The sequence below is a fragment of the Mesorhizobium sp. B2-4-14 genome (assembly GCF_006442155.1).
Classification (GTDB): Bacteria; Pseudomonadota; Alphaproteobacteria; order Rhizobiales; family Rhizobiaceae; genus Mesorhizobium.
The window spans coordinates 54,786-73,192 of the sequence record NZ_VFVA01000016.1; the positions used below are offsets into that span (position 1 = coordinate 54,786).

Annotated in this window: 17 protein-coding genes, 1 tRNA gene and 1 pseudogene; 14 read left to right on the forward strand and 5 right to left on the reverse strand. The window is 63.8% G+C overall.

Features of this window, described 5'->3' with window-relative positions:
• Positions 1-51 precede the first annotated feature (51 nt).
• A complete protein-coding gene (locus tag FJ938_RS15960) occupies positions 52-1,695 on the forward strand; it encodes a glycosyltransferase family 4 protein (protein ID WP_246671404.1) in 1,644 nt (547 codons plus the stop codon).
• Between the two features lie 38 nt (positions 1,696-1,733).
• Positions 1,734-3,308, forward strand: a complete 1,575-nt coding sequence (locus FJ938_RS15965; protein WP_140695262.1) for a glycosyltransferase — start codon at positions 1,734-1,736, stop codon at positions 3,306-3,308.
• Between the two features lie 42 nt (positions 3,309-3,350).
• Here the strand turns inward: FJ938_RS15965 and FJ938_RS15970 are convergent, their stop codons facing one another.
• Complete coding sequence (locus FJ938_RS15970) at positions 3,351-3,926, reverse strand: DUF1349 domain-containing protein (RefSeq protein ID WP_140606791.1); 576 nt, start codon at positions 3,924-3,926, stop codon at positions 3,351-3,353.
• A 54-nt stretch (positions 3,927-3,980) separates the two neighbouring features.
• Positions 3,981-5,420 (reverse strand): aldehyde dehydrogenase family protein, encoded by a 1,440-nt coding sequence (locus tag FJ938_RS15975; protein WP_140695265.1) that lies wholly within the window; start codon positions 5,418-5,420, stop codon positions 3,981-3,983.
• Positions 5,421-5,695: 275 nt separating this feature from the next.
• Here FJ938_RS15975 and FJ938_RS15980 point away from each other — a divergent pair, with 275 nt between their 5' ends.
• The 6 genes and pseudogenes from FJ938_RS15980 (at position 5,696) to FJ938_RS16005 (ending at position 11,834) form a co-directional block, all read left to right on the forward strand.
• Positions 5,696-6,355, forward strand: a complete 660-nt coding sequence (locus tag FJ938_RS15980; protein WP_181165463.1) for a TetR/AcrR family transcriptional regulator — start codon at positions 5,696-5,698, stop codon at positions 6,353-6,355.
• Positions 6,356-6,511: 156 nt separating this feature from the next.
• Positions 6,512-6,811, forward strand: a complete 300-nt coding sequence (locus tag FJ938_RS15985; RefSeq protein WP_246673355.1) for a glycine cleavage T C-terminal barrel domain-containing protein — start codon at positions 6,512-6,514, stop codon at positions 6,809-6,811.
• 82 nt (positions 6,812-6,893) lie between these two features.
• Complete coding sequence (locus FJ938_RS15990; RefSeq protein ID WP_140695267.1) at positions 6,894-8,147, forward strand: sarcosine oxidase subunit beta; 1,254 nt, start codon at positions 6,894-6,896, stop codon at positions 8,145-8,147.
• Between the two features lie 19 nt (positions 8,148-8,166).
• A pseudogene (locus FJ938_RS15995) lies at positions 8,167-8,432 on the forward strand (sarcosine oxidase subunit delta).
• Positions 8,429-11,308 carry a sarcosine oxidase subunit alpha family protein gene (locus FJ938_RS16000; protein WP_140695269.1) on the forward strand — a complete coding sequence of 960 codons (2,880 nt, stop codon included), beginning with the start codon at positions 8,429-8,431 and terminating at the stop codon, positions 11,306-11,308. Before FJ938_RS15995 ends, FJ938_RS16000 begins: the two are co-directional and overlap by 4 nt.
• On the forward strand, positions 11,301-11,834 hold the full coding sequence (locus FJ938_RS16005; protein ID WP_140695271.1) for a hypothetical protein: 534 nt from the start codon (positions 11,301-11,303) through the stop codon (positions 11,832-11,834). Before FJ938_RS16000 ends, FJ938_RS16005 begins: the two co-directional genes overlap by 8 nt.
• A gap of 16 nt (positions 11,835-11,850) precedes the next feature.
• On the opposite strand, the gene FJ938_RS16010 is transcribed toward FJ938_RS16005, so the two are convergent.
• Entirely contained in the window at positions 11,851-12,336 is a 486-nt protein-coding gene (locus FJ938_RS16010; RefSeq protein ID WP_140695273.1) for a hypothetical protein, read from the reverse strand.
• 229 nt (positions 12,337-12,565) lie between these two features.
• On the opposite strand from FJ938_RS16010, the gene FJ938_RS16015 reads away from it, so the two are divergent.
• The 4 genes from FJ938_RS16015 (at position 12,566) to FJ938_RS16035 (ending at position 14,984) form a co-directional block, all read left to right on the forward strand.
• Positions 12,566-13,240, forward strand: a complete 675-nt coding sequence (locus FJ938_RS16015) for a GntR family transcriptional regulator (protein WP_140606783.1) — start codon at positions 12,566-12,568, stop codon at positions 13,238-13,240.
• 478 nt (positions 13,241-13,718) lie between these two features.
• On the forward strand, positions 13,719-14,456 hold the full coding sequence (locus tag FJ938_RS16025; RefSeq protein WP_140695276.1) for a Crp/Fnr family transcriptional regulator: 738 nt from the start codon (positions 13,719-13,721) through the stop codon (positions 14,454-14,456).
• Positions 14,457-14,503: 47 nt separating this feature from the next.
• On the forward strand, positions 14,504-14,749 hold the full coding sequence (locus tag FJ938_RS16030) for a hypothetical protein (protein WP_140606781.1): 246 nt from the start codon (positions 14,504-14,506) through the stop codon (positions 14,747-14,749).
• 37 nt (positions 14,750-14,786) lie between these two features.
• Entirely contained in the window at positions 14,787-14,984 is a 198-nt protein-coding gene (locus FJ938_RS16035; protein WP_246671402.1) for a hypothetical protein, read from the forward strand.
• 203 nt (positions 14,985-15,187) lie between these two features.
• Here FJ938_RS16035 and FJ938_RS16040 read toward each other — a convergent pair.
• A tRNA-Ala gene (locus FJ938_RS16040) sits at positions 15,188-15,263 on the reverse strand.
• Positions 15,264-15,436: 173 nt separating this feature from the next.
• Positions 15,437-15,823 carry a TIGR02300 family protein gene (locus tag FJ938_RS16045; RefSeq protein WP_140606779.1) on the reverse strand — a complete coding sequence of 129 codons (387 nt, stop codon included), beginning with the start codon at positions 15,821-15,823 and terminating at the stop codon, positions 15,437-15,439.
• 206 nt (positions 15,824-16,029) lie between these two features.
• Here FJ938_RS16045 and aroA point away from each other — a divergent pair, with 206 nt between their 5' ends.
• Both aroA and cmk read left to right on the forward strand, forming a co-directional pair.
• Positions 16,030-17,388 (forward strand): 3-phosphoshikimate 1-carboxyvinyltransferase, encoded by a 1,359-nt coding sequence (aroA, locus tag FJ938_RS16050; RefSeq protein ID WP_140695278.1) that lies wholly within the window; start codon positions 16,030-16,032, stop codon positions 17,386-17,388.
• Positions 17,389-17,659: 271 nt separating this feature from the next.
• A complete protein-coding gene (gene cmk, locus FJ938_RS16060) occupies positions 17,660-18,310 on the forward strand; it encodes a (d)CMP kinase (RefSeq protein WP_140695374.1) in 651 nt (216 codons plus the stop codon).
• The last annotated feature ends 97 nt before the right edge of the window (positions 18,311-18,407 follow it).

Below are 18,407 nucleotides of genomic sequence, written 5' to 3' on the forward strand. Positions count from 1 at the left end.
CGCACCCTGAACGCCCGGCGCTACCTTTTCAACGAGACATGGCCGATCGCCGTGGGCAGCGCATTGGTCGCGGCCTGGGCGACGACCGCCATCCGCTTTCCGGAAACCATCAGCCTTGACGAGGATTCATGCTATTGGGCAGCCCTGCTTGCCCGCGCCGACGTGGCGACGACCCCTACCCCGGTGCTCCTCTACCACCATGACGAAGAGAGAATGGCGCGACGATTTGTGCAGGCTCCGCGGGCGACGTTTCTCGCTATCGCGCTTGAACTGGACAAGCTCGCCGGTTCAGGCATTGCTAGGGACGTCCTGCAGTGGAGGAAAGCCTGGATCGCGCAGCGGCTTTCAAGGCGGCTTCTCAAGCACAAGCGATACAGGGATGCGATGAGCATGATGCGTGCGGTCCGCGCCCACAAGACCCTGAACCGGAGTTGGAAGACATTGCAATATCATACCCGAATTCATGCCGGAGCTATAATGGAACGGCCCGGCCTTTCGTCGGCCGCCGGCGGGGTCAAGGAAAAACGTACCCTGGTCGTCTCTTACGACCCTGCCTTTCCGGCGGTTTCGGGCGCGGATCTGAGGAATTTCCGCAATGCCAGTCTGGCCTCGGAATACGGTCCGGTCCGGCTTGCCTCGGTTCGGCCGCTGGGTAGTCCGTCAAAGCCGTCCAACGGACGCCTCCAAGCCGTTGGGCTGACGATTGCGGAGGAGCCGCGCTCGTCCTCGCTGGGCTGGTGGAGGATAGCGGCGGAGAACCGCATTCCCCGCACGGCACTCGCGCGCCTGCTGACCCTGGTGCAAACCTTCAAACCCGACACGATCATCGTCGAGGGAATCGGCCTGTTCAAACTGCTGCGGCCGTTGCGGCCGCTGACGAAGCAACTCGTCCTCGATATGCATAACGTCGAGTCCGACCTGGCGGCACAGCTGCAGCATCTCCGTCTGGAGCGATTCCGGGCCGGATTTGGCATTCGGCGACTGGAGAGAAAAGCGCTTTCCCTCGTCGACAGGGTCTGGGTCTGCTCGAACCTGGACCGCGAGAAGCTGACGGGCCTGTCCCGGCACAAGCTGCCGATCGATGTCGTTGCGAACGGAATTCCCAAGGCCGAAGACATTCCCGAAGCGCTGTCCGCCGAGGCCGCGACCGATAGAGGCTTTCCGGTGATCCTGTTCATCGGCCATCTCGGCTATCCACCGAACGTCGATGCCGCCGAGCGGTTGGCCCATGCCATACTGCCCCGCATCCGGCAGGTCTTGCCCGGCGCGAAGCTTGTCCTTGCCGGACGTACCCCAAGGGCGGCGGTGCGGGCGCTGACCGGGTTGCCCGACGTGGAACTCATCGAAAATCCCGAAAGCGTGGCACCGCTTTTGTCCGCCGCGCATCTCACCATCATTCCACTCAAGGCGGGTGGGGGCACGCGCATCAAGATCCTGGAGGCGATGGCCTGGGGCGTGCCGGTGATCGCGACACCGGTGGCGGCCGAGGGTCTGGACCTGGTCGATGGCGACGAGGTGCTGTTGTCGGCCACCGACGAAGGACTTGCCGATATGGCGATCGGACTTTGCCTGGACCCCGAACGCCGGGCGCGGCAGCGCGTGCGCGCGCATCAAGCCGCATGGGCACGGTTTAGCCCGCAAGCGATCCGCGAGGCGATCCGTACCGGTCTTGACCTGGACAATGACGGCAAATGACGCCCGGCCGTTCCCCTCATCCGCCCCATGAGCTGCCGATGATCCCGCCGATCCTGCACCAGACATGGAAGACCGACAGCGTTCCCGCACGCTTCCATGCCTATGCCGACAGCTGGAAACGGCATAATCCAAACTGGACGGTGATGTTCTGGAGCGACCGGATGCTGCTCGAATTCGTGGCCGAGCATTATCCGGATTTCCTGCCTATGTTCTGCAGTTACACGAACGGCGTGCAGCGGTCGGATGCGGCCCGCTACATGCTGCTGCATCATTTTGGCGGGATCTACGCGGACATCGATTGCGAATGCCTCGCCCCCTTCGATCCGATCATGGACGAGACCCGCGTCGTGCTGTGCAAGGAGCCGGCCTCGCATGCAGCCATCCAGGCGGATCTCCGGGGTCTGCCCTATCTCCTGTTCAACGGGACGATGGCCAGCCCAGCCGGTCATCCCTTCTGGATACAAGTGCTTTCCCTGATGCGCAGGCTCGCCAGCGCCAAGAACGTGCTCGACGCGACCGGACCCTGTCTGTTGACCTCCGCACAACTCGCCTACAGCGATCAGGCTGCCTTTGCCATTCATCCTTCCGGCCTGTTCACGCCGGTGACGCCGGCCGGGAGCGCGAAGCGCGAAGCCGGCGACGACACGGCAGCGCTTTCGATCCATCACTGGGCCGGCACATGGTGGATCCCCGAGCCGCCACCGACCTGGAGGACCAGGCTGCGCAACCGAGCCTATCGGCTGCGGTATCAGCTGACGCGCGGCGCGTATCTGGATGAGGCCGAGGCGAAAGCCAGCGTCGACAAGGCGGTTCTGTCGGCGCCGCCGCCCTCAGGCCGCAACATTGCCGTCCTGGTGCCGCTTCGCGACGCCGCCGATCTCATCCAGCCCTTTCTCGACGCACTGGACGGGCTCGACTATCCCAAGGACAGGATCAAGCTGGTCTTTTGCGAAGGCGACAGCCTGGATGGGAGCTGGGAACGCCTGCAAGCCGCGACAGCAGGATTAGCCGGCAAATATCGTGACATCGTCCTGCTGCGGAGACAGGTCGGCACCAGGCTCGACAGGGCAAAACGGGCAAAGCCCAGCATGCAGCGGGTGAGGCGGGGCGCGATTGCCAAGGTGCGAAATCACCTGATCGATCATGGACTGAAGGAAGACGACGACTGGGCGTTGTGGATCGACATCGATGTCTGGCGCTTCCCCGGCGATGTACTGAACCGGCTGATCGCTACTGGCCATCGTATCGCGATGCCCAATTGCGTGAAGATCGCCGGCGGCGGCAGCTTCGATCTCAACAGCTTCGTCATAAGACGCCAGACCAAGGACTATCCTTACTATCGCGAGATACGCGGCGGACTGCACCAACCGCCCGCGCAAACGCCCAACCGCTATCATCTCAGCGATGTCAGGCATTTCGACATCATCGGCCTCGATGCGGTCGGCGGAACCATGCTCCTGGTCGACGCCGCCTTGCATCGCGGCGGCCTTCGCTTCCCCGAAATTCCCTACCGCGACCTGATCGAGACCGAAGCCTTCGGCATGCTCGCCAATGATCTTGGCGTCAGGCCGGTCGGCCTGCCGAAACTGGAAATCCTACACGTCCCGTGGTGATGCGTCGGCCTGCCGTGGCTTCCACCTGAGATGCTCCAGGCATCAGTCGTGCAATTCCCGCGAAATCGGCGGGCCGACCGAAAATCCGGAGAATGTCACCTCGAAACCCTCGCGCTGCGGTGAACAGCACATCATGCCGACATCGACCGTTTTCGAGACCGGGAAATAGGCAAGCCGCACCGGCTTCCAGTGGCCGTCCGAAGCGTCGAGATACTGGACGCGGATCGCTTCGCCATGGCGGGTCAGGCGGATCCTGACGCCGTTCGGGCCGGCGGGAATGGCCACCAGCGACCAATCCGATGTGTCGTTGGTGACGACAACCGAGAAATAGGCGAGACCGTCGGTGTATTCGATGCCGGCCTTGATCCAGTGCGTCTCGCTCAGCCGGATCATCAGTCCGGCCTGGTCGTAAAGCACCTTGTAATCGCCTTTGACGGTGACCTCGGCGGTGAAATCGCCCTCGACCGGCCGATACAGGAAGTGGCCGTTGTCGCGCCAGAACCCATAAAAGGTCTCACGCCAGAAGTCGGTCTCCTTGCCGGAGCGCACGCTGACGGCATCGCCGTCGATGACGTGGTGCGGCGGCGGGTTGAGCCAGATCAGGTCCTGCAATGTCATTGCCTCGTGCCGATTCCCTAGTGAACGCCCGCCAGCCCGATGGCCGGCGTCCAGTCAACCCGCAAAGGTATAGGCGGTCTTCACCATGGTGTAGAATTCCATCGCGTAGCGGCCCTGTTCGCGCGGACCATAGCTCGAGCCCTTGCGGCCGCCGAAGGGAACGTGGAAGTCTACTCCCGCCGTCGGCAGGTTGACCATCACCATGCCGGCTTCCGAATTGCGCTTGAAGTGGGTGGCGTGCTTGAGGCTCGATGTGCAGATGCCTGAGGTCAGCCCGAAGGGCGTGTCGTTGGCGACTGCCAACGCCTCGTCATAGTCCTTGACCCTGATGACGCTGGCGACAGGCCCGAAAATTTCCTCGCGCGAGCTGCGCATGGCGTTGGTGGCGTCTGTCAACAGTGCCGGCCGCAGATAGAAACCCGGCGTCTTGCGGTCGAGCCGTTCGCCGCCGAAGGCGAGCGTGGCGCCTTCCCTGACGCCGATGGCGATATAATCCTCGTCCTGCTTCAGCTGCGTGGCGTCGACGACCGGACCGATCTGGGTCTGCGCGTCGAGCGCATCGCCGACAACCAGTCCATCCATCCGCTCCTTCAGCGCATCGACGAAACGGTCATGGATGGAATCGGTCACGATCAGCCTGGACGAGGCCGTGCAGCGCTGGCCGGTCGAGAAGAAGGCGCCGTTGAGGGCACAGTCGACGGCAACCGCAAGATCGGCATCGTCCAGCACCACCAGCGGGTTCTTGCCGCCCATTTCGAGCTGGAACTTGCGCATGTGCTCGACGCTTGCCGCGGCGACGCGCTTGCCGGTGCCGACCGAACCGGTGAAGGTGATGGCGTTGACATCGGGGCTGTCGAGCATCGCCTGGCCGACCACCGAGCCCTTGCCCATGACGAGGTTGAGCACGCCCCTGGGCAGGCCGGCGCGATGCAGGATGTCGACGATCGACCAGGCGCTCTCGGGCACGAGTTCGGCCGGCTTGAAGACGATGGTGTTGCCATGGGCCAGCGCCGGAGCGATCTTCCAGGCCGGAATGGCGATGGGGAAATTCCACGGCGTGATGATGCCGACCACGCCGACCGCCTCGCGCGTGATCTCGACGCCGACACCCGGCCGCACGCTCGGCACCATCTCTCCGGAGAGACGCAATGTTTCGCCGGCAAAGAAATCGAATATCTGGGCGGCGCGGATGGTCTCGCCAATGCCTTCTGCCAGCGTCTTGCCTTCCTCGCGCGCCAGGTTGCGGCCGATTTCGTCCTTGAATGCCATGATTTCATCGGACGCCTTCTTCAGCACCGCATGGCGCGCCAGCGGGCCGGAGCGGGACCATGCGGGAAAGGCCGCCTTGGCCGCCGCGATCGCCTGGGCCGTCTGTTCCACGTCCGCCGAGGCGTATTCGCCGACGACATCGCCGGTATCCGAGGGGTTGATGTTGCGGGACCCGGCGTCGCCGACCCATTCGCCATCGATGAGGTTCTTTCGAAACTGAGCCATGTCCTCGTCTTTCCTGCTGGTTGGCCGCGTGGCGGCATCTTTCTGACTTGATATTTGCCAGACAATTGCCCTGCGGGAAAGCACGTACTGGCCGGGCCGCCGCGACAAAAGCCCCGGGCCTGCCATAGCGTCAATAGCATGGCGGCGGCAGCGCCCCATGGACAGCCAGCCCGGTTAAGATCCCCGCAGCCGTCACGTCAGCTCAATCGAAACGCCCTGTACAGCGATGTACATAGCCTTGATTTGCCTGATCCGGCATGTCATGCGTCATACCGATGGCAGCCATCGAAACGACGATTCAGCGCGCCGGCGTCACCGGCAACATCAAGGCCACTCGTGACGACTGGCTGAAGCTGGCGCTTGAAACGTTGATCTCGGATGGCGTCGAACGCGTCCGCGTGCAGACGCTCGGGCAGCAGCTTGATGTCTCGCGCTCCAGCTTCTACTGGTATTTCAAGAGCCGGCAGGACCTGCTCGACCAATTGCTGGACTATTGGCGGCAGACCAACACCCGATTCATCGTCGAACGCGCCGGGCGGCCATCCGCCACCGTCATCCGCGGGGTGATGAGCATTTTCGAATGCTGGGTGGACGAAAAGCTGTTCGATCCCCGGCTCGATTTCGCGATCAGGGCCTGGGCGCGCCGCTCCCCCGCCACAAGGCGCGCGCTCGACCAGGCCGATGAAGAACGCGTCAATGCCATACGCGACATGTTCATGCGCCATGGCTATGAAGAAGAAGACGCGTTCGTGCGTGCCCGTGTGCTCTATTTCATGCAGATCGGCTATTACTCGCTCGAACTCGACGAGCCGATGAGCAGCCGCCTGACGCATGTCGCGTCCTATCTGCGCAGCTTCACCGGCCAGGAACCGACCGCCGAGGATGTCGAGGACTTTTCGCGTTATGTCGAGAAGACACTTTCCGGCAAACGGTAGACGGGGCACCGGCTGCCTGACTCGGCAGCTTTCTCGGCAACAGGCTTGCTCCATATCCACACACCAGCCTCCTCCGGCCCGGTTCTCGCGATGCACTGGACACATGTGTACAACAAAGATAGGGTGCATCGCCACAACCGGGTGGAGCGCGACAGGATGAAATCGGAGGCTGCCCTGAAAAAGAACCAGGCCGGCGCGAGGCGAAGGCTGGTGACGCTCGAAATCGACGCCGAGGATGCGGATGCCAGCGGCTACGAGCTGGTCTGGAACAAGGGCAAGCTTGCCGGCTTCGTCACCTCCGGCGGCTACGGCCACACCGTCGGCAAGAGCCTCGCCATGGCGCTTGTCGACCGCGACGCGGCCGATGCCGATACGCAGTTGACAACCCACATCGTCGGCATCGAAAGAGATGCGCTTCGTCGCCTTACGATCCTCTCGCAAGGCGATGCGGCGTGACCGATCGAACCGGTGACGTCCATAGAGAAGACCATACAAAGATCCACGCCCCCTTCCCCAAATCAGGCCTGGCCGGCACGCCATGACCAGACGCTATTCCGCTCTGTCGCTGTTCAAGGAAGGCCTGGCCGGCCAGACCGGCTGGAAGCAGGCGTGGCGCTCGCCCGAGCCGAAGCCGTCCTACGACGCGATCGTCATCGGCGGCGGCGGCCATGGGCTGGCGACAGCCTACTATTTGGCCAAGAACCACGGCATCGCCAGGGTGGCGGTCCTTGAAAAAGGCTGGATCGGCGGCGGCAACACCGGCCGCAACACCACAGTGGTGCGCTCCAACTATTATTACCCGGAGAGCGTCGAACTCTACGGGCTGGCGCACAGGCTCTACGAAGGCCTGTCGAAGGATTTGAACTACAACGTCATGCTGTCGCAGCGCGGCATGGTCAATCTCTGCCACTCGACAGTCGAAATGGAGATGGGCGCGCGCACCGTCAATGCCATGCAGATCAACGGCATCGATGCGGAGCTGTTTTCGCCCGAGGATGTACGGCGCGTGGCGCCGATCTACAATTTCTCACCGGACGCGCGCTTTCCGGTGTTCGGCGGCATCTGGCAGCGCCGCGCCGGAACGGCGCGCCACGACGCGGTCGCCTGGGGTTATGCGCGGGCGGCGAGCCGGCTCGGCGTCGACATCATCCAGAATTGCGAAATCAGCGATTTCATCATCGAGGGTGGGCGCTGCCGTGGCGTGCAGACGACGCGTGGCACGATCCGCGCCGAGCGCATCGGCATGGCGGTGGCCGGCCATTCCTCGGTGCTGGCGGCCAAGGCCGGCTTCCGGCTGCCGATCAATTCCTACGCGCTGCAGGCCTGTGTTTCCGAGCCGGTGAAACCGATCCTCGACACGGTTGTGCTGTCGCCCGGCACCGGCGTCTATGTCAGCCAGTCGGACAAGGGCGAGATCGTCATTGGCGGCGGACTTGACCGCATCCCCTCCTATGCGCAGCGCGGCAATCTGCCGACGCTGGAAACCGTCGTTGCCGGCCTGTTGGAAATGTTCCCGATCTTCGGCCAGTTGAAGCTGATGCGGCAATGGGCGGGCATTGTCGACGTGGTGCCGGACTCCTCGCCGATCATCGGTGAATCGCCGCTGCCCAATCTATTCCTGAATTGCGGCTGGGGCACGGGCGGCTTCAAGGCCATTCCCGCTGGCGGCACTCTGCTGGCAAACTTGCTGGCAACGGGCAGGCACAACGACATCAGCCGTCCGTTCGACCTCGATCGCTTTGCCAGCGGGCGGCTGATCGATGAAGCGGCCGGCTCCGGCATCGCGCACTAAGACAGGACCAGAGGCAATCATGCAGCTCTTCCCTTGCCCGTTCTGCGGTCCGCGCGACGAGACGGAATTCCACTTTGGCGGCGATGCCGGCAATGTCCGGCCTGACGGGGCCGATCTGCCGGTCGAGCGCTGGGCAAACTATCTCTATCTCAGGAGCAACCCGAAGGTGCGGCGCGCGAAATCTGGGTGCACATGAGTTGCGGCGAGTTCTTCGTCATGGAACGTGACACGGTCACGCACGAGGTGCTGTCCTCGACCGCTCTTGGCGGGGAGCACGCGGCATGACCGCCTCGCGTCTCACCATCGGTGGCAGCGCGATCGACCGATCGCGCCCAATCCGATTCAGCTTCGACGGCACAAGCGTTGAGGGCTTTGCCGGCGACACCATCGCCTCGGCGCTGCTGGCCAATGATATCGCGGTCGTCGGCCGCAGCTTCAAATACCACCGGCCACGCGGCATCTGGGGCGCCGGCGTCGAGGAGCCGAACGCGCTGGTGGATGTCGGCGGCCCCCGGACCACGCCGAACACGCGCGCCACGACCGAGCCGGCATATGACGGGCTGGTGGCAAAAAGCGTCAACGCGACGCCCAGTGCGCTCGCCGACCGCAACGCCTTCCTCGACCGCTGCTCGCGCTTCATTCCAGCGGCGTTCTATTACAAGACCTTCATGTGGCCGGACTGGCACATGTTCGAGCCGCGCATCCGCGCCATGGCTGGGCTGGGCGAAGTGGACAAGGGCTGGACCTCGCCGGGCTCGGCCGACCAGATCAACCATCATTGCGACGTTCTGGTGGTGGGCGCGGGACCGGCTGGACTGGCGGCGGCGAAACTGGCGGCAGGCGCCGGCTTCTCGGTCATGCTGGTTGACGACCAGCAGAAGCCGGGCGGATCGCTCGGCCACCGCGCCGGCGAGATTGACGGCAAGCCGGCTGCCATCTGGATCGACGAGACGATTGCCGAGCTTGCCGCCGGCGGCCACCTGATCCTGCCTTCAACCACCGCCTTCGGCATCTACGACCACAATCTGGTCGGGCTGAACCAGCGTCATTTCGACGGCCGGCGCGACACGCTGTGGCGGGTCCGGCCGCGCCGGATCGTGCTGGCGACGGGTGCCATCGAGCGGCCGCTGCCCTTCGCCAACAACGACCTGCCGGGCATCCTGTCGGCGGATGCGGCGCTCGCCTATCTCAGGCGCCATGCCGTGCTGGCCGGCAGGCGCATCGTCGTCGCCACCAACAATGACAGCGCCTATGAAGTGGCGGAGGCGTCCGCCGAGGCCGGCGCCGAAGTCACGCTGGTCGACATCAGGCGTGACGGCATGCCAGCCACCAAGGTGCGGCTGGTCAAGGGGCGATCGCTTGCCGCCGCCAACGGCAAGCTGCGCGTCGAGGGCGTGACGCTGGACGACGGCACCAGGCTCGACGCCGATTGCGTGCTGGTGTCGAGCGGCTGGACACCGACCATCCACCTCTTCGGCCAGGCCAAGGGCAAGCTTTCCTGGAGCGAGGCGCGCGCCGCGTTCCTGCCGGGCGATCCGGTCGAGGGCATTTCCGTCGCCGGCGCCGCGGCCGGCGCGGTCTCCTTGTCGGAGGTGTTCGCAGGCTCGCAGAACGCTGTTGCATCGCTCGGCCAAACGAACGCGGAGATGCCGCGCAGCACCGGACCGGAGGCGACTGGCGGCATCGTTGCCGCCTGGCCGGTGCCCGGGTCGAAGGGGCGCATCTGGATCGACTATCAGAACGATGTGACGGTAAAGGACGTCGAACTGGCGGCGCGCGAAAATTTCGTCTCGGTCGAGCATCTGAAGCGCTACACCACGCTCGGCATGGCGACCGACCAGGGCAAGACCTCCAACCTGCCTGGCCTGGCGCTGATGGCAGGCATCACTGGCCGCACGGTGCGGGAGGTCGGCACCACCACCTATCGCCCGCCGTTCACGCCGGTGCCGCTGGCGAGCTTCGCCGGTGCGCGCGGGGGCGAGTTGATGGCGCCGGTGCGTCGGCTGCCGCTGGAAAACATCCATCGCGCCGATGGCGCCGTGTTCCAGGAATATGGCGGCTGGCTGCGGCCTGCCCACTATGGCGGTCGCGATGCCGATGCGGACCGTACGATCCAGGACGAGGCGCGGCGTGCGCGCCAGTCGGTCGCGCTTTTCGACGGTTCGACGCTCGGCAAGATCGAGGTGATCGGACCGCAGGCGGCCGAATTCGTCGATTTCCTCTACTACAACACCATGTCGACGCTGAAGCCCGGCCGTTGCCGCTACGGCTTCATGCTGTCGGAGAACGGCGTGGTGTTCGATGACGGCGTGCTGGTGCGGCTGGATGAGCATCGCTTCGTCGTGTCGTGCTCGTCCTCGCATGTCGCGGCTGTGCACGCGCGGCTGGAGGAATGGCGCCAAGACCGCTTTGGCCGCGACGCCATCTATATTCACAACGCCACAGCAGAAATGGCAACGCTGACCGTCTCCGGTCCGAACGCCCGCAAGCTGCTCGAAAAACTGGATTTTGGCCTCTCGCTCGACGATGCAGACCTGCCGCATATGGCGATGGGCCATGGCAGCTATGGCGGCGACGAGGTCCGCATCGCGCGCGTGAGCTTTACCGGCGACAGGAGCTATGAAATCTCGATCCGCGCGGACCGCGCCGAGACCCTATGGACCCGTCTGCGCGAATCCGGCCAGCCGTTCGATGCCGCTATCATCGGCCTCGAAGCGCTAATGATCCTGCGTGCGGAGAAAGGCTTCATCGTCATCGGCAAGGACACTGACGGGACCACACTGCCGCATGATCTCGGCGTGGAGGGTCCCCGCGCCAAACGCCAGACCGAATTTGTCGGCCGCCGCTCGCTGTCCACCGACGAGGCTTCACGCGACAACCGGCTGCAGCTTGTCGGCCTGACGGTGCCGCAAGGCGATGCGCCGCTGCCAACCGGCGCGCATGGCATCAAGCGGAGCGACGGCAGGCTGCGCAGCCAGGGCTTTGTCACCTCAAGCTACCAGAGCCCGACGCTTGGCCGGCCGGTCGCGCTTGGCCTGATCGAGCGTGGTGCTGCCCGCCATGGCGAGACGATCGAAATCCAGCATCTCGGCAAGGTCAGCACGGCGACCATTGCCGCCCCTTGCGCTTTCGACCCGGCAGGAGACCGGCTGCATGCGTGATCTCGCGGAAAAATGGTCCGTCGCGCCGGACTGGCAGAGCGCCACGATCGAAGTGCCGGGGCTCAAGATAAGCCCGATCACCGGACTGCACCAACGGCTGGTCAGCGGCGACCTTGCCGCATGGGCCGAGCTCTCAGGGTTCGATGGAACGGCCGCCGGTGCATTCGGCCTGACAGAGGGCATACGCTATTCGGTCCGACTGGCGCGCGACCGCCTGCTCGTCGTATCAAGCAACCCGCTCGCCATCCCCGCAGGTTGGCACGGCGAAGGTCTCGCGGTGACGACGATCAGCGCCGGCTTGCAGGTGTTCGAGGTCGAGGGCCCGGCTCTCGATGCCTTCATCGCACGCGGGACGACGCTCGATCCTCGCCAGCCAAGCGCCAGTGCGGCACTTTCCTTCGCCGGCGTCAGCGCTATCGTGTACCGCCATGAGAACAGGTTGCGCATCCATGTCGACCGTGGCCTTGCAGCCTATCTCTGGACATGGATGGAGCAGGCCGCCGGCCACATCGCGGCCGGAAATTAGCCAGCGGCGATCGCGCTCATAGCGTGAAGGACCAGAACAGGCAGGCGAGCGTCGCGGCCGCGAAGACGACGAAGAACAGGCTGCGCAACAGCACGTTGCGGCGCAGCTCGTTCATGACGAAGTGGCAGCCGACAATCGCCACGGCGAACAGGAACCGCCAGTTCAGCAATGCCAGCAGGGCGCTGCCCTGGCCGAAGGCCCATCGGGCGAGAAGGCCACCGACGATGGTGGCGAGCAGCACGATCACGGTCCAGAAGATCGCGTCGGCGGCGTGGGTGAGAACGATGCTCGCCGCCCTGATCGGCAGGATCATCATCAGCAGCGCGCTGAAGAAATAGACCGCGGCAAGCGGGATGAACGTTCCCGCATCGGCGATGCCGTCGAGCCGTTTCACGCCGGTCACCCCGTAGGGATAGCCATGCCGGGCCACGGCCAGGCTCAGCGCCATGAGCAAGGCGGTCAGCACGGCGGCGAGTGCGAAGGTCGTGAGGGCTTTGCTCATGGGGTTCCTGTCGCGGACGAATCAGACAGGAACTGATGTAGCCGACGGTCGTAAATTGCGCGTAAGCGAAGTCGTGCTGAGCGGACCAACCCTGGCGCAAAGGGCGTCGCGGCCAGGCTGCACTGCAGCGATCCTGCCCGCGGAGCGGTTGGAGCGCGCATTGAATGCATTCCTATCTCCATTCTAATATAATCCGATCATTTCCGGTGAACGAAGCTACGGATTTGCCATGGACCTGGACCCTTCGACGCTCAATCGGGCTCTGCCGCTCCGCGATCAGATCTATCAGAAGATCCGCAACCTGATCGTCGTCGGACAGATGAAGCCCGGGGAGGTGATCAATGAGGTGGCGATCGCCGAGGCCCTCGGAGTCTCACGCACGCCGGTGCGGGAAGCCGTCAAGCGCATCAGCGACGAGGGCCTCGTCAAGATCCTGGCACAGACGGGCACCTATGTCGCGCCGATCAGCCGCGCCGACCTGGAAGAGGCCTATGTCATCCGCCGGGCGCTGGAGATGGAAAGCGCCAGGCGCGCGGCGGTGAAGCTCACGCCGGCAGCCGCCGAACTGCTGGAGGACAATATGGCGGCGCACAAGCTCGCAATATCGCGCGGCCGCTACGCCACCGCGATCCAGCTCGACGACGTCTTTCACCGCACCATCGCCGAGATCTGCGGCCTGCCGATGATCTGGCGGGCCGTCGACATCTCCAAGGCGCAGATGGACCGCGGCCGCTATCTCGCCATTCCCAAACCCGGCTATGGCGAACAGACGATCGAGCAGCACGAAGCCATTCTCGATGCGCTGAAACGACATGATGCCGAGGGCGCCGCGCAGGCAATGGAACACCATCTGGAGACGTCGTTTCGCAACACGCTCGAAGTCGCCGCCGAGCTTCTCGGCTGACGCTCGTCCTCGATCGCAAGCGGACATGACCAGCATATGCGAAGAATGGTATCGGCCTGAAGGCCGAAGCGATCGCGCAAATACAAGCGTCCATGCCGAAGCCTGGCCGAAGTGCTCACCGTCGTCAGCCGCGCCAACATCCGCTGCTGTCAATCGTCCTGCGCGAGCCGGAAAGCCTTCTCTTCGCCTGTTGGGAGTATCACGGCGATGATTTCGCCCGGGATACCGCGGGGATGGGCCAATCGGCGGCCATGCGCTCAAGCCGCCGCACGGGCGTGCGTTTCCGGCGGCATGGCGAAGGAACCGAAGCTTGTGATCCAATCGCCTCCCGCGGAGAGACACCGTTGTGCGCCGGCGCACCGCCACAAGTGTTTGCCAGTGGGGCCTCCAAGGCCTATGCTGCCGCATCGGCCGCCAGTCATTCGGATGCCGCCGACAGTGAGAGGGTATTTGCTCTTGCCCGGAACGGGGAAAGAGCATGTCCCAATCCCAGATACGCAATTATGTTTTGAGAACCTTGGCGCCTGAGGATTTTGCGACGATCCTGCCGTCGATACGTCAGGTTGAACTGGGCCTCAAAAGCCCGCTGGAAACCGCTTATCAGCCGATCCAGCACGTGTATTTCCCCGAGACAGGTATCGCGTCGGTCGTCGCCACCATGTTCGGAAGGCGCCAGGGCGAGGTTGGCATTGTCGGCCACGATGGCATGACCGGGGTTACGGTCGTTCTCGGCCAGGACCGGTCTCCCAACGACACCTATATCCAGGTCGCCGGCAATGGCTGGTGCCTGCCGGTTGAAAGTCTTCGCGCGCTTCTTGCGAGCAGCCAGAGCTTTCGCGAGTCCCTGCTTCGCTATGCCAACGCATTCCTTGTCCAGGCAACCCGAACAGCGGTGGTCAACGGCCACTCGAAGATAGAGGAGCGATTGGCCCGCTGGTTGCTCATGGTGCATGACCGCTGTGAAGGAAACAAGATCTACCTGACGCACGAGTTTCTGGCGACCATGCTCGGCGCGCGGAGGCCGGGCGTTACCACGGCCCTGCAAATGCTTGAATATCGGGGACTGGTTCACGCCAAGCGCGGCGAGATTACGATTGTCGACCGCGTCGGCTTGATAAAACTTACACACGGAGCCTATGGCGAGGAGGAACAGCGCCAGTTCGCCGGTCGCCTGCCTGATTTGTCCGCAATCGGACATACACTTGCAGATAGCTGAATGTTGTCCGTAAATCGCGTTGGCTCCGGCTCAGGGAGGAACTCTGGATGACCAATACGTTCCACACCATCACGGTTGAAAAGGCGGCCGAGGCCTACGTGCTTTCAAGAGGCAGGGCGCGGTTCCTGTCCATTGCCCAGGCGATCCGAGCCATCCGAACACTGATGCCGGCGTGCAAGGCCACGGACAGAGAGTTGGAAGACCTGCTCGCGGCTGCATGCATCGTTCACGACGTGCCCGTCGCCTTCGACGCGACACCAGCCGATAGCGCAGTATCGCGGCTCCACTCATAGGCCGCAGATGCCCGCACTTGCGCAGACGACGGCTCCAGTGGACATTCGCCAAGAGGTTGTCCGCTACCTGATCGACAATGTCGACAAACCGAGCGTCTCGGTATTCGAGGTTATTCATGCCGTGAGGAAGAGGTTTCCGCTGTGTGAGCTCACGGATTGGGAACTTGGCGACCACATAGCACGAAGTGCGATCGACGCGGGGTTTGCTGTCGAGTTCGGCGCGGACGCTGCCTGATGGCGCAAACTTAGCCGCCGCAATTTGCTGAATGGGGGCCCCATCGGGAGCGCGCAACCGAAACCAACAGACGTTACCGCGAAGCCGGAGAGATCACGCCGGACGAGGCATGAAATTCTCCCCAACGTGCGCCACCACTGTAGACCACATTTCCGTGTAAGAGCTTGAGATCAGCGGGTTTTCTTGAAAACCCCGGGAGGGACTGGTGGAGCCAATCGGAATCGAACCGACGACCTCTTGAATGCCATTCAAGCGCTCTCCCAACTGAGCTATGGCCCCACATCCGGCAGTCAACCGGCACCGTTTCCGGTGAAGAGATCCGGCGCGGGTTGGAACACCGCGCCGTTAGTGCAGGCGGCTTCTAACCCCGCCTTTCGTCAATATCAAGCCTTTATAGACGGCTTTTTGTTCACAGGCTGAGAAAGCGTGCAAACACCTGCATCGCTGGCCGATCAGACCTCGTCGTCGTCGTCGCCGACGCCGATCATGTCGGCAACGTCGTCGTCCTCTTCCTCTTCGTCGGCAAGGAATGTGTCATCCTCGTCGTCGCCCAGGTCGACATCCTCGTCATCGCCGAGATCCGGCAGGTCGTCGCCCTTGACGTCATCGTCGGCCTCTTCGAGCGAGACGACTTCGACGCCTTCCTCGTCCTCGGCGTCCACTTCCTTCTCGGCCACTTCCTCTTCCTCCTCGAGGGCAGCGACCTTGCCTTCCTCGAAATAGGACCGGGGGTAGGTCTTGCCCGTATAGGGCGAGACGATCGGGTCCTTGTTCAGGTCGTAGAATTTTCGGCCCGTTTCAGGGTCGATACGTTTTGTGCCAAGTTCGGTTTTTGCCACGGCAAGCCTCGTGAATAAAAGAGTGGTCCCCTTAACCACAGTTTGCGGCGCTGTCAAAGCCAAAAGCCGGCGTCACAAAACCATGCATTGAAGGGCCTAGCGCCAAGTGATGCCCATGGGGATGACCATTCCGCCCCGCCATGATACGAGACCGCCGCAACAAATGAAAAGCGCCGGCACGCCGGCATTCCGTCCAGGGAAATTCCATGTCTCACGCCGTCGCTGCCAAGCCGGCCACCGCCCGCAAATCATCCGCCCTTTCCGGCACGGCGCGCGTGCCGGGCGACAAGTCGATCTCGCACCGTTCCTTCATGTTCGGGGGCCTCGCCTCCGGCGAAACCCGCATCACCGGCCTGCTGGAGGGCGAGGACGTCATGCGCACCGGCGCGGCCATGAAGGCGATGGGCGCGCATATAGAAAGGCGCGGCACCGAATGGGTGATCCGCGGCACGGGCAACGGCGCGCTGCTGCAGCCGGAAGGGCCGCTCGATTTCGGCAATGCCGGCACCGGCTCGCGGCTGACCATGGGCCTCGTCGGCACCTACGACATGGAAACGACCTTCATCGGCGACGCCTCGCTGTCGGGCCGGCCGATGGGCCGCGTGCTCGAGCCGTTGCGCCAGATGGGCGTGCAGGTGCTGAAGGCGACACCGGGCGACCGCATGCCGATCACGCTGCACGGGCCGAAACATGCAGCCCCCATCACCTACCGCGTGCCGATGGCCTCGGCGCAGGTGAAGTCGGCGGTGCTGCTCGCCGGCCTCAACACGCCGGGTATCACCACCGTCATCGAACCGGTGATGACGCGCGACCATACTGAAAAGATGCTGAAGGGATTTGGCGCCAACCTGTCGGTCGAGACCGACGAACGCGGCGTGCGCCACATCTTCATCGAAGGCCAGGGCAAGCTCACCGGCCAGACGATCGCCGTGCCGGGCGACCCGTCCTCGGCCGGCTTTCCACTGGTGGCCGCACTGATCGTGCCGGGCTCCGACATCGTGATCGAGAACGTGCTGATGAACCCGACCCGCACCGGATTGCTTCTAACGCTGCAGGAAATGGGCGGCCAGATCGACATCCTAAACCCGCGCAATGCCGGCGGCGAGGATGTCGCCGACCTGCGCGTGCGTTACTCGGAGCTGAGGGGCATCACCGTGCCGCCCGAGCGAGCACCGTCGATGATCGACGAATATCCGGTGCTGGCCGTTGCCGCGAGCTTCGCCGACGGCGAGACGCTGATGCAAGGGCTGGAAGAATTAAGGGTAAAGGAATCGGACCGGCTCTCGGCCGTGGCCAACGGGCTGAAGCTCAACGGCGTCGACTGCACAGAGGGCGAGGCTTCGCTCGCCGTGCGCGGCAGACCGGGCGGCAGGGGGTTGGGTGGCCATCCCAACGGCAAGGATACGACCGTGCAGACCCATCTCGATCACCGCATCGCCATGAGCTTTCTGGTGATGGGACTGGCGACGGACAAGCCTGTCACCATCGACGATGCCAATATGATTGCAACGAGCTTTCCGGAGTTCATGGGGCTGATGAAGGGGCTAGGCGCGGAGATCGGGTGACAGTGGCAATCGCAAACCTTGGAGATTGGCCGGCGACATCCCGTGCTTCGTCATCCTGGGGCGAAGCAAGGAGCGCAGCGACGCGGCGCAGACCCCAGGATCCATGCCATGACCTCAGGGCGCCGCAACGGTGCAAAATTCTGATCCGCAGCGTTCTTTGGCTGAAGTCACGGCATGGATCCCAGGGTCTTCGCTCCGCTTCGCGTTCGCTACGCCCTAGGATGACGAAGTCGCGGGGGCCTGTTTCCATGCATAAGGCGTCTGCATGCCAATGACACAAATCTTCACCATCGCCATCGACGGACCAGCCGGCGCCGGCAAGGGCACCCTCGCCCGGCGGCTGGCCGACCACTACCGGCTGAACCTGCTCGACACCGGCCTGACCTATCGCGCCGTCGCCCATGCGCTGCTGCAGGTCGGTTTGCCGCTCGACAATGTCTCGGCGGCGGAAACCGCGGCGCGCCAGGTCGACCTGGCAAAGCTCGACCGTGCGGTGCTGTCGGCGCATGCGGTCGGCGAGGCGGCCTCGAAGGTCGCGGTTTTCCCGACCGTGCGGCGCATTCTGGTCGAAAAGCAGCGCGAATTCGCCAAGACGCCGCCGGGCGCGGTGCTTGACGGCCGCGACATCGGCACCGTGGTGTGCCCCGACGCCGACATCAAACTCTATGTGACGGCGAGTGCCGAGGTGCGGGCACAGCGCCGGCTGGCCGAGATCGAAAGCATCGGCGGCACGGCCAATTTCGCCGAGATCCTCGCCGACATCGAACGCCGTGACGAGCGCGACATGGGCCGCGCCGACTCGCCATTGAAGCCGGCAGCCGACGCGCACTTGCTTGATACCAGCGAAATGGCTATAGAAGCCGCGTTTCTCGCGGCCATGGCTGTCATAGACGACGTGCTGGCCAAGAGAGACAAGGCCTGATCCGGGTTTTCTCCCCTGCGTCCGTTGCCGGAAGCAAAGAAAATACCCATATCAGGCACGAACCAGCCTGCCAGCATTCTTCATGCGCCGGAATTGC